Annotated in this window: 11 protein-coding genes; 9 read left to right on the forward strand and 2 right to left on the reverse strand. The window is 63.9% G+C overall.

Going from position 1 to position 10,295, the window contains the following annotated elements:
* Positions 1-73: 73 nt before the first annotated feature.
* On the reverse strand, positions 74-1,402 hold the full coding sequence (locus KIT10_16195) for a DUF5103 domain-containing protein (GenBank protein MCW5900800.1): 1,329 nt from the start codon (positions 1,400-1,402) through the stop codon (positions 74-76).
* Between the two features lie 200 nt (positions 1,403-1,602).
* Here KIT10_16195 and KIT10_16200 point away from each other — a divergent pair, with 200 nt between their 5' ends.
* From KIT10_16200 to KIT10_16230, 7 genes are all read left to right on the forward strand, one after another.
* Positions 1,603-2,955 carry a Na(+)-translocating NADH-quinone reductase subunit A gene (locus KIT10_16200; GenBank protein ID MCW5900801.1) on the forward strand — a complete coding sequence of 451 codons (1,353 nt, stop codon included), beginning with the start codon at positions 1,603-1,605 and terminating at the stop codon, positions 2,953-2,955.
* 12 nt (positions 2,956-2,967) lie between these two features.
* Positions 2,968-4,152, forward strand: coding sequence for an NADH:ubiquinone reductase (Na(+)-transporting) subunit B (locus KIT10_16205; GenBank protein ID MCW5900802.1), 1,185 nt, complete (start codon positions 2,968-2,970; stop codon positions 4,150-4,152).
* Positions 4,153-4,170: 18 nt separating this feature from the next.
* Complete coding sequence (gene nqrC, locus KIT10_16210; GenBank protein ID MCW5900803.1) at positions 4,171-4,989, forward strand: NADH:ubiquinone reductase (Na(+)-transporting) subunit C; 819 nt, start codon at positions 4,171-4,173, stop codon at positions 4,987-4,989.
* Positions 4,986-5,666: an NADH:ubiquinone reductase (Na(+)-transporting) subunit D gene (locus KIT10_16215; protein MCW5900804.1), complete on the forward strand. Its 681-nt coding sequence runs from the start codon at positions 4,986-4,988 to the stop codon at positions 5,664-5,666. The genes nqrC and KIT10_16215 overlap by 4 nt, the downstream gene beginning before the upstream one ends.
* 13 nt (positions 5,667-5,679) lie before the next feature.
* Complete coding sequence (nqrE, locus tag KIT10_16220; protein ID MCW5900805.1) at positions 5,680-6,294, forward strand: NADH:ubiquinone reductase (Na(+)-transporting) subunit E; 615 nt, start codon at positions 5,680-5,682, stop codon at positions 6,292-6,294.
* 6 nt (positions 6,295-6,300) lie between these two features.
* Positions 6,301-7,608: an NADH:ubiquinone reductase (Na(+)-transporting) subunit F gene (gene nqrF / locus KIT10_16225; GenBank protein ID MCW5900806.1), complete on the forward strand. Its 1,308-nt coding sequence runs from the start codon at positions 6,301-6,303 to the stop codon at positions 7,606-7,608.
* Positions 7,609-7,669: 61 nt separating this feature from the next.
* A complete protein-coding gene (locus KIT10_16230; protein MCW5900807.1) occupies positions 7,670-8,665 on the forward strand; it encodes an FAD:protein FMN transferase in 996 nt (331 codons plus the stop codon).
* A 60-nt stretch (positions 8,666-8,725) separates the two neighbouring features.
* Here the strand turns inward: KIT10_16230 and KIT10_16235 are convergent, their stop codons facing one another.
* Positions 8,726-8,923 (reverse strand): membrane or secreted protein, encoded by a 198-nt coding sequence (locus tag KIT10_16235; GenBank protein MCW5900808.1) that lies wholly within the window; start codon positions 8,921-8,923, stop codon positions 8,726-8,728.
* An 81-nt stretch (positions 8,924-9,004) separates the two neighbouring features.
* Between KIT10_16235 and KIT10_16240 the strand changes: the two genes are divergently transcribed.
* Positions 9,005-9,553: a hypothetical protein gene (locus KIT10_16240; GenBank protein ID MCW5900809.1), complete on the forward strand. Its 549-nt coding sequence runs from the start codon at positions 9,005-9,007 to the stop codon at positions 9,551-9,553.
* Positions 9,554-9,634: 81 nt separating this feature from the next.
* Positions 9,635-10,216, forward strand: coding sequence for a hypothetical protein (locus KIT10_16245; GenBank protein MCW5900810.1), 582 nt, complete (start codon positions 9,635-9,637; stop codon positions 10,214-10,216).
* Positions 10,217-10,295 lie beyond the last annotated feature (79 nt).

Here is a 10,295-nt window from a genome sequence, read left to right on the forward strand (position 1 = left end):
AGCGCCCTCAGTATGGCGACCAGCAAGCTGGGAGCCCGCCGAGACGCGTTCCGATGTCCGACCTCCAACTTGTTTACCCCCTCCTGCTGTTCACGAAGCGCACGCCCACCAGCCTGTCCAGCCGTTGCATGCGGTCAGTGAAGTAGACCATCACCAGGTAGTCGTTCTCCGTTTGGAAGTGGTGGCCCTCGATGGCGCCGATATCCGCCGTGGTGGAGCCCTGGGGCAGGGTCACATAGGCGAAATCGTAGAAGCCCTGTTTCAGCAGCAGCGCCGCGGTGTAGGCGCTGCGCTCGCGGTCCCACGTCATGCGGTTCCAAGGTGTGCAGCGCCAATCGCTGAAGGCGCCGTAGACGAAGACCTCCTGGCCGAGCGGTGACGGCATGGGCAGGGTGAAATGCACCATCACATAATCGGCGCCCAGGGGATCGCCGTCGAAGAAATCGTTGCGCACGAAGTAGCGGCCGTTGAGGTCGGGCTGGTCGAAGTAGACGCGGATGTTGCGCTTGGGCTCGGCGGTGAGGTGTGCCTGATACACGCCCGCGCCCACGCCGGGTTCGATGCGTGCCACGCGCTGGGTGGCGAAGCGCAGGTCCTTCAAGTCGAAGTTGCGGAACTCGTTGCCGCCCAGGAAGAGGCCCTGGTCCGGGTGGTCGTAGATGAGTTCGTGCCCACGCATGAAGCGGGGTTTGAAGCCTGTGCGCAGATCGTCCCAGCGCATGTTCTGCAGCATGGCCACGTGGATCTCGCCGAAGGGGTCCTGCACATTCAGGCGGGGGTGGCGCACGGTGAGGTCCACCATCTGGGCCTGATCGCGCAGGTCCACCTGGCGGCTGGCCATCACGCGCGCGTCGATCTCCACCTGCTGTTCGTACACCATGAAGCGGCGGGTGAGCACCAGGTCGTCCTCATCACCATCGCGGAAGACCTTCAGCAGATAGTTGCCGCTGCGCATGGGCCGCATCATGTTGTTGGGGAAGCGCAGGTCGTATTGCAGGAAGGGCTGCAGCGTGTTGAAGCTCTGCCGCGCCGGTTGCAGGAAGTCCTGCGGTGAGCCCTCCAGGTACTGGTTGGGCATGAGGTCGGTGGGGCGCCATTGCGCATCGCAATGCACCACCGCGTAGGAGAGCACCTGCGGGTCGGGGTCCAGGTCGTCGAAACGCAGGATGAGGGCGTCCTGACCGTTGAGTTCGATCAGCGGTGGGGCCAGTTCGAAGCCTTCCTTGAAGAGTTGCACGGTACGCACCGTGGGGCTGTAGGTGCGGTCCTCGTAAACCAAGGCGTTCGGCGCCCAGTAATCGCCGCGCGAAGGGGTGGCCAAAGGGATGGCGCTGTCGCAGGCCGTGGGCAGCAGCATGGGCACAATGGCGAGCAGGGGCAGGGGAGGAGTGGGCTTGGGCACGTGGCTAAGTTAGGTGTGTGCCACCCGGCACTCCGGAGGACCGTCGTGGACCGCCCAGCCAGTTGGTTCGCTTTGGAGTCTTCGTGCCGCACCATGGGATTTCGGGTCTCGCCCCGGGCGAACCAGAAATGGGTCCTCCGAGTTTTGCCTCCGGGAGATACTTTTGCCGCGCCCGAACGAAAGGCCCCCCTCATCAGCACATGTCCAAGACGATCAGGATCCGGAAAGGACTCGACATCCGCCTGGTAGGCGAAGCGGAGAAGGTCCTTGTCCAGGCGGATCCCGCGAAGGTCGCCGCGATCAAGCCGACCGACTTCCATGGCCTGGTGCCCAAGGTCCTGGTGAAACCCGGTGACACCGTGGAGGTGGGCACCCCGCTCTTCTGCGACAAATACAACGAGCGGGTGCTCTACACCAGCCCGGTGAGTGGCGAGGTGGCCGATGTGGTGCGGGGCGAGAAGCGCCGCGTGCTGGAGGTGCGTGTGCTGGCCGATCGCGAGCAGCGTTTCATGGACTTCGGCAAGGGCGATCCCGGCAGCATGAACCGGGAGACCATCATCCAGAAACTCCTCGCCAGCGGCCTTTGGCCAGCGCTGCGCCAGCGGCCCTTCGATGTGGTGGCCGATCCCACCCAGGACCCCAAGGGCATCTTCATCAGCGCCATCGACACCCACCCCCTGGCGCCGGACCTCGACTTCGTGGTGCGTAACCAGGGCGAGGACCTGCAGACCGGACTGGACGCCCTGGCGCGCCTCACCAAGGGCAAGGTGCACCTCTCCGTGGGCGACCGCACCACGGCCCGCGAATTCCTCAATGCGAAGAACGTGACGCGCCACACCATCATCGGTCCGCACCCTGCGGGCAACCCGGGTGTGCAGATCCACCACATCGACCCCATCAACAAGGGTGAGGTTTGCTGGGTCACCGGCGTGCAGGAGGTGCTCGCCATCGGCCGCCTTTTCCGCACCGGCAAGGTGGACCCCGCGCGCCTGGTGGCCGTCACCGGCAGCGAGGCGAAGACCCTGCGCTATGTGCGCACCATCACCGGCGCCCCCGTGCGGGACATCACCGGCCCGGTGGAAGGCAAGGTTCGCATCATCAGCGGCAACGTGCTCACCGGCGACCGCGTGGCGCAGGACGGCTTCCTCGGCTGGTACCACGGCCAGGTGACGCTTATCCCCGAGGGCGACGATCCCAAGTTCTTCATCACCGACGGCTGGGCCAGTCCCGGCTTCGACAAGTTCAGCGCCAACCGCAGCTTCCCCGCCTGGCTCATGCCCGGCAAGAAGTTCAAGATGGACAGCAGCCAGAACGGCGAGGAGCGCGGCTTTGTCATGAGCGGCCAGTACGAGGCGGTATTCCCCTTCGACATCTACCCCGTGCACCTGCTGAAGGCCATCCTGGTGAACGACATCGAACAAATGGAGCAGCTGGGCCTCTATGAAGTGGCCCCGGAGGATTTCGCCCTGTGCGAATTCGTCTGCACCAGCAAGATCAACTCCCAGAGCATCGTGCGCGAGGGCCTCGATGTGCTGAAGAAGGAAACCACTTAAGCCGCCACCACCGTGAAGGCCATTCGAAGTCTGGTAGACAGCGTAAAGCCCACCTTCGCCAAGGGTGGCAAGCTGGAGAAGTTCCATTGGGTCTTCGACGGCATCGAGACCTTCCTCTTCACCCCGGGCCACGCCACCGGCAAGGGCGCCCACATCCGCGACGGCATCGACCTGAAACGGACCATGAGCATCGTGATCACCGCCATGCTGCCCTGCCTGCTCTTCGGCATGTGGAACGTGGGCCACTGGCACTTCACCGCCCTGGGCGAGTTCACGGCGCTGAACGAGGGTTTCTGGGACAAATTCCTCTACGGGGCCATCAAGGTGCTGCCGATCGTGGTGGTGAGCTACGCGGTGGGTCTGGGCATCGAGTTCACCTTCTGCTCCATCAAGGGCCACCCCATCCACGAAGGTTATTTGGTTAGCGGCATGCTCATTCCCCTGGTGATGCCGGTGGACGTGCCCCTGTGGATGGTGGCCGTGGGCAGCGCCTTCGCGGTGATCATCGGCAAGGAGGTCTTCGGCGGCACGGGCATGAACATCCTCAACGTGGCGCTCACCGCCCGCGCCTTCCTCTTCTTCGCCTACCCCACGTGGATGAGCGGTGACAAGGTGTGGGTGGCGGGCATGACCGGCGACCTTCCCGTGGTGGACGGCTTCAGCGGCGCCACCAGCATGGGCCACGCAGCTGCGGGCAACATGTCCGGCGTGGTCAGCATCATGGACAGCTTCTGGGGCTTCGAGGCGGGCAGCATCGGTGAGACGAGCGCCTTCGCCTGCCTGATCGGGGCGGCCATCCTGCTGCTCACCGGCATCGGCAGCGGCCGCATCATGCTCGGGGTCTTCCTGGGCGGCGCTGCCATGGCGGGCATCTTCAACCTGGTGGGTCCCTCAATGGGCAATTCCTACATGCAGATCCCCGTGCTGCACCAGCTCATGCTCGGCAGCTTCATGTTCGGCCTGGTGTTCATGGCCACCGACCCGGTCACCGCCACGCAGACCGCCACCGGCAAGTGGATCTACGGCTTCTTCATCGGCCTGCTCGCCATCCTCATCCGCGTGGTGAACCCCGCCTACCCCGAAGGCATGATGCTCGCCATCCTCTTCATGAACGTGATGGCGCCGCTGATCGACCACTATGTGGTGCGGGCCAACATCAAGCGCCGCCTGAAGCGCGCCGAACTGCGCACCGCCTAAGCCCCACCAGCCATGGCCATCGACAAGAACAGCAACTCCTTCACCTTCACCTTCGCCATTGTGATGGTGGTGGTGGTGGGCGCCCTGCTGGCGCTGATCTACAGCAGCCTGAAGCCCGCGCAGGACGAGAACGTGCGGCGTGAGAAGATGCAGAACATCCTGGCCGCCATGAACGTGCATGTGGCGCGCGATGAGGCGCCGGCCATCTACCAGAAGACCGTGACCAGCGTGCCCCTGGTGGACGCGCGGGGCCGCCTGGTGGAAGGCGTGGACACCGATCCGGTGAACGGGCCTGGCTTCGCGCTGGACGTGCAGAAGCAGTACCGCGATGAGCGGGCACGCGTGATCGGTGCCGACGACATGAAGTACCCGCTCTACGTGGCCGAAAAGGATGGACGCCCGCTCTACATCCTGCCCGTGGTGGGCACCGGCCTGTGGGGTCCCATCTGGGGTTATGTGGCCGTGTCGGACGATGGGCGCACCGTGGTGGGCAGCACCTTCGACCACAAGGGCGAGACCCCCGGCCTGGGCGCGGAGATCAATACCAAGTTCTTCACCGACCAGTTCCCCGGCAAGACCATCGCCGATGAGCGCGGCGAATTCACCAGCATCAAGGTATACAAGGGCGGCAGCCAGACCACCAGCCCCCACGGCGTGGACGGCATCAGCGGCGGCACCATCACCAGCGACGGTGTGGACGAAATGCTGAGGCGCACCCTGGCCATCTATTACAACTACCTGAGCAGCCTTGGCGGCGGCATGGCACAGGCCATCAGCGCCAGCGCCGGTGATGCCACCGAAGCACAGGAGGAAACCGCAACGGAGGAACAGCCATGAGCACCACCACCGCACCGGCGGCTCCCAAGGAGAGCCTCTTCAGCAAGAAGAACCGCAAGCTGATCACCGATCCGCTGGACGACAACAACCCCATCACGGTGCAGGTGCTGGGCATCTGCAGCGCGCTGGCCATCACCGTGAAGTTGGAGAACGCCCTGGTGATGAGCGCCAGCGTGCTCTTCGTGATGCTGGCCGGCAACGTGGTCATCAGTCTGTTGCGGAACATGATCCCCTCGCGCATCCGCATCATCGTGCAGCTGGTGGTGGTGGCCGGCCTGGTGATCATCGTGGACAACGTGCTGAAGGCCTATGTGTACGACGTGGCCAAGCAGGTGGGCGTCTACGTGGGTCTCATCATCACCAACTGCATCATCATGGGCCGCTTCGAGGCCTTCGCCATGGGCAACAAGCCCGGCCCCAGCGCGCTGGACGCCTTCGGCAACGCCATGGGCTACGCATGGATCCTGGTGGCGGTGGCCTTCTTCCGTGAACTGCTCGGCAGCGGCAGCCTCTTCGGCATCCCCGTGCTGGGCGATGCGGTGGAGAAGACCGGCCTCTACGCCCTGGGCTATGTGAACAACAACATGATGATCCTGCCGCCCATGGCGCTGGTCATCGTGGGGATCATCATCTGGATCCAGCGGTCGCGCAACACGAAGTTGATCGAGCAGGCCTAAAGCACGCAGCACCATGAACCTCATCAACATCTTCGTCAAGGCGATCTTCATCGAGAACATGATCTTCGCCTACTTCCTGGGCATGTGCTCCTACCTGGCCGTGTCCAAGACCGTGAAGACCGGCGTGGGCCTTGGTGCCGCGGTGATCTTCGTGCTGGTGGTGACCGTGCCGGTGAACTACCTGCTGGAGAACTTCGTGCTGAAGGCCGGTGCGCTGAAATGGATGGACGCCAGCCTGGCGGGCGTGGACCTCAGCTTCCTCTCCTTCATCATGTTCATCGCCGTGGTGGCCTCCATCGTGCAACTGGTGGAGATGGTGGTGGAGAAGTTCGCGCCGGCCCTCTATGGTGCGCTGGGCATCTTCCTGCCGCTGATCGCCGTGAACTGTTCCATCCTGGGCGGCGCGCTCTTCATGCAGGAGCGCCAGTACAGCAACATCGCCGAGGCCACCAGCTTCGCCCTGGGCAGCGGCGTGGGCTGGTTCCTGGCCATCGTGGCCATCGCCGCCATCCGCGAGAAACTGCGCTACAGCCACATCCCCGCGCCGCTGCGCGGGCTGGGCATCACCTACATCGTCACCGGCCTCATGGGCATCGCTTTCATGGCCTTCATGGGCATCAAGATCTGACCACGCATGGGCACCACCATCCTCGTCACCGTCGCGGTTTTCCTGTTCGTGATCCTGCTGTTGGTCACGGTGCTGCTCTACGCCAAGGCGAAGCTCTCTCCGGGCGGTCTGGTGAAGATCACCATCAATGGGGAGAAGACCATCGAGGTCCCCGCTGGCAGCACGCTGCTCACCACGCTCAGCGAATCGAAGATCTTCCTGCCCAGCGCCTGTGGCGGTGGTGGCACCTGCGCCATGTGCAAGTGCCAGGTCACCGAAGGCGGCGGCGAGATCCTGCCCACCGAGGCGCCCTACTTCAGCCGCAAGGAGATCCAGAACCAGTGGCGCCTGGGCTGCCAGGTGAAGGTGAAGAACGACATGCAGGTGAAGGTGCCCGAGGAGATCTTCGGCATCAAGAAGTGGGAATGCGAGGTGGTGAGCAACTACAACGTGGCGAGCTTCATCAAGGAGTTCGTGGTGAAGTTGCCCGAGGGCGAGCATCTCGAGTTCGAGGCCGGCGGCTACATCCAGATCGACGTGCCACCCTGCGAGGTGGACTTCAAGGACATGGACATCACCGCCCATCCGGAGCTGGTGGCGCTGGGCCGCGACCCCATGGATTTCAAGGCCGAATGGGACAAGTACAAGCTGTGGGGCCTGAAGATGAAGAACGACGAGCCCATCTTCCGAGCCTATTCCATGGCCAACCACCCGGCGGAAGGCAACATCGTCATGCTCAACATCCGCATCGCCACCCCGCCCTGGGACCGCGCGAAGAACGACTGGATGGACGTGAACCCCGGCATCTGCTCCAGCTTCGTCTTCGGCTGCAAGCCCGGCGACAAGGTGACCATCAGCGGCCCCTATGGCGAGTTCTTCATCAAGGACACCGGCGCCGAGATGCTCTACATCGGTGGTGGCGCGGGCATGGCACCCATGCGCTCCCACCTCTTCCACCTTTTCCACACGCTGAAGAGCGGCCGCAAGGTCACCTACTGGTACGGTGGCCGCAGCAAGCGCGAACTCTTCTACCTCGATCACTTCAACGACATCGCCAGGAAATTCCCCAACTTCAAGTTCTTCGTGGTGCTCAGCGAGCCGCTGCCCGAGGACAACTGGAAGGTGAAGAAGGATGTGAACGATCCGGAAGGCGATGGCTTCACCGGTTTCGTGCACCAAGCGGTGATCGACCAGTACCTGAAGAAGCACGAGGCCCCCGAGGACATCGAGTTCTACTTCTGCGGCCCACCGTTGATGAACGCCGCGGTGCTGAAGATGGTGGACGACTGGGGCGTGCCCAAGGAGAACGTCAGCTTCGACGATTTCGGGGGATAACGCCTATGGGATGATCAGAGGATCATGGAATGGGGAACCCCGCGTTTCGCGGGGTTCTTTGTTGGTCGCCATCTGCGTACTGCTGCTCTCATCCTGTGGCGGCCCCAAGAGCGACCTCGTCACCCTCACCGGCGAAGCCCAAGGCACCACCTTCACCATCAAGTACCGCGACAGCCTACAGCGCGACCTGTCCCGCGAAGTGGACAGTGTGCTGAAGGCGATCGACCAAAGCCTGAGCTTGTGGGTGGAGGGCAGCACGGTGAACGCCTTCAACGCCGCAGCGGAAACTTTCTCGACCGATGACGCGCACTTCCGGGTGGTTCATGCGCGCTCACTGGACCTATGGCGCAACACGGATGGTGCCTTCGATCCCACGGTGCTGCCCGTGGTCAAGGCCTGGGGCCTGGGCAGGGAGGGCAGGGCCGCACTCGACACCATGGCCGTGGACAGCCTGCTGGCCTTTGTGGGCATGGACCGGATCGCCAGCTGGCACGAACAGACCAGGGACGTTCTGCTGATGCACTACCGCAAATTCGATCCCCGCGTACGCTTCGATCCCAATGGCATCGCACAGGGCTACACGGTGGATGTGGTGGCGCAACTGCTTCGGCAGCATGGTATCTCCCACATGATGGTGGAGATCGGCGGTGAGGTTCGCGCCCATGGCTTGAACGAGCGCGGCACCCCATGGACCATCCAGATCGACAAGCCGGTGGACGGGGGGGCACACATGATGCAGGCCTTGGTGCCTTTGCAGGACCGCAGCCTCGCCACCAGCGGCAACTACCGCAAGTTCATTGAACTGGATGGCCGCCGCTACGGTCATACCATCGATCCGCGCTCGGGGCGCCCCGCCATGAATGCCCTGCTCAGCGCCACCATCATCGCCGATGATTGCGCCACCGCCGATGCGCTGGCCACGGCCATGTTGGTGATGGGACCCGACGCCGCGCGTGAATGGCTCCTGCGTGACGGTACGGTGGAAGCCTACCTCATCAGCGACGACGGCCAGGGAGCCTATGCGGTGTGGACCACGCCGGGTTGGCCATCGCCCTGAGGAACGCGTTCCTCATTGGGCGGAACTACCAACCACCAACTGCCATCTGTCAACTGTCAACTACCCCACCTCTTCCCGTCTGCACCGCTCTTCCGGCCGCGCGCCACAGAAGCCGCAGCTGCCACCTTCCTTCTGAACGAGTGGGTTGTTGCTGGCGCAGGTGCCCGCGAATTCGCCATTCTTCTTCGCCAGGATCTTCACCGCGATGCCCGCAAACGCCAGGGCCAACAGGCCGATGGCGAGGAGGATGGTGAGCAGCGTGTCGGACATGGCACAAAGGTACCCGATCCCTGATGGCCGTCATCCTGAAGGTGGACCACGCGGACCAACTTCCGGCCCATGAGCGATCTGGAGTTCCGTCCCCGCTTTCGTTTCCGCAGCGTGCTGCACCCGGATGTCATCCGCGACCACATCCGTTTCCGGGTGCGCGACGAGAACCCCCACCGTTTGGAACTGGGCGGCACGGGCCACCACCACGTCCTGCGCTTCCCGCATGCGGCGCAACACGCTTGGACACCCCAGATGGACATCGACTTGGAAATGGAACAGGTCCAGGGGCATGAGACCATGACCATCGTGCGATGCCAGATCGGTCCTGCACCGTCCATCTGGATGCTCTTCGTGGGCGGCTACATCGCGCTCTGTGTCATCGCCCTGTTGGGCATATCGATCGGCACTTCGCAGCAGGTGGTGGGCGCCTTCGCCTGGGGTTGGTGGGTGGCCCTGCCCACGCCCTTCCTCGCACTGGTGCTGTGGGGGCTGGCGCAGGAAGGCAAGCGGCGCGCGAAGGACCAGATGCGTTTGTTGAAGCACTTTGTGGACGACGCCTTGGGATGTGACTGTTTCGCGCTGTCCGAGTCTGAGGGCGGGCGCAACGCCGAACATTAGGTGCGGGCCTTTTGTCCGCTTTGGGCGGTACTATCTTTCGTGCCGCACGAAGACCCTTTTACCAACCAAAACCCCCTTGCCATGCGAAGCAACGACCTCTTGAAACGACTTTTCCTGCCCCTGTTCGCCCTCGTGATCACCTACTCCCTGGCCGGTTGCAGCGGCTGCGGGGGTGGCCAGGCCGATACCGCTGGCAGCGCTGGCGGTGACGCCGGCCAGGTGGATGACGCCAACGCTTCCGGATCGGCCGGTGCCCATGACGGCCACGACCACGGCGATGGTACTGGCCACGACCACGAAGGCTCCGGCGATGGTGATGGTACCGGTACCGCGGCCACGATCGATCCCTGGAACCGCACTTATGATACCCCCGAAGCGGAGCGCGCCGGTACCATCCAGAACCTGCAGGGTCTGCGCGCCACACTGGTGGCCGAGTTGGAAAGTGTGCGTGCCCGCCTGAAGGACGGCACACGCAGCGCCGAGGAGCGCAAGGCCGACCAGCAGCGCGCCTCCGAGCTCGCCCAGGGTCTGGAGCGGCTGGACCGCACCATCAAGGGCATCGGTGAGGCCAACGACGCCACCTGGGCGCAGGTGCGCGACAGTGAGCTGAAGGCTGCGGCCGAGTTCCGCGAGTGGATGAACAAGTACGGCATGCCCAGCTGATCGGGATACCAAGCTTTCCTCGCGGCGGGGGGGGCGCGGGGGGGGGGCCCCCGGGGGGGGGAGGGGGGGGGGGGGGCGG

It is taken from the genome of Flavobacteriales bacterium, assembly GCA_026129465.1.
GTDB lineage: Bacteria > Bacteroidota > Bacteroidia > Flavobacteriales_F > PHOS-HE28 > PHOS-HE28.

Coding starts and splice junctions, on each gene's coding strand:
- nqrF (MCW5900806.1), top strand. CDS start 6,301: ATGGGCACCACCATCCTCGTCACCGTCGCGGTTTTCCTGTTCGTGATC.
- KIT10_16245 (MCW5900810.1), top strand. CDS start 9,635: ATGCGAAGCAACGACCTCTTGAAACGACTTTTCCTGCCCCTGTTCGCC.
- KIT10_16240 (MCW5900809.1), top strand. CDS start 9,005: ATGAGCGATCTGGAGTTCCGTCCCCGCTTTCGTTTCCGCAGCGTGCTG.
- KIT10_16215 (MCW5900804.1), top strand. CDS start 4,986: ATGAGCACCACCACCGCACCGGCGGCTCCCAAGGAGAGCCTCTTCAGC.
- KIT10_16200 (MCW5900801.1), top strand. CDS start 1,603: ATGTCCAAGACGATCAGGATCCGGAAAGGACTCGACATCCGCCTGGTA.
- nqrE (MCW5900805.1), top strand. CDS start 5,680: ATGAACCTCATCAACATCTTCGTCAAGGCGATCTTCATCGAGAACATG.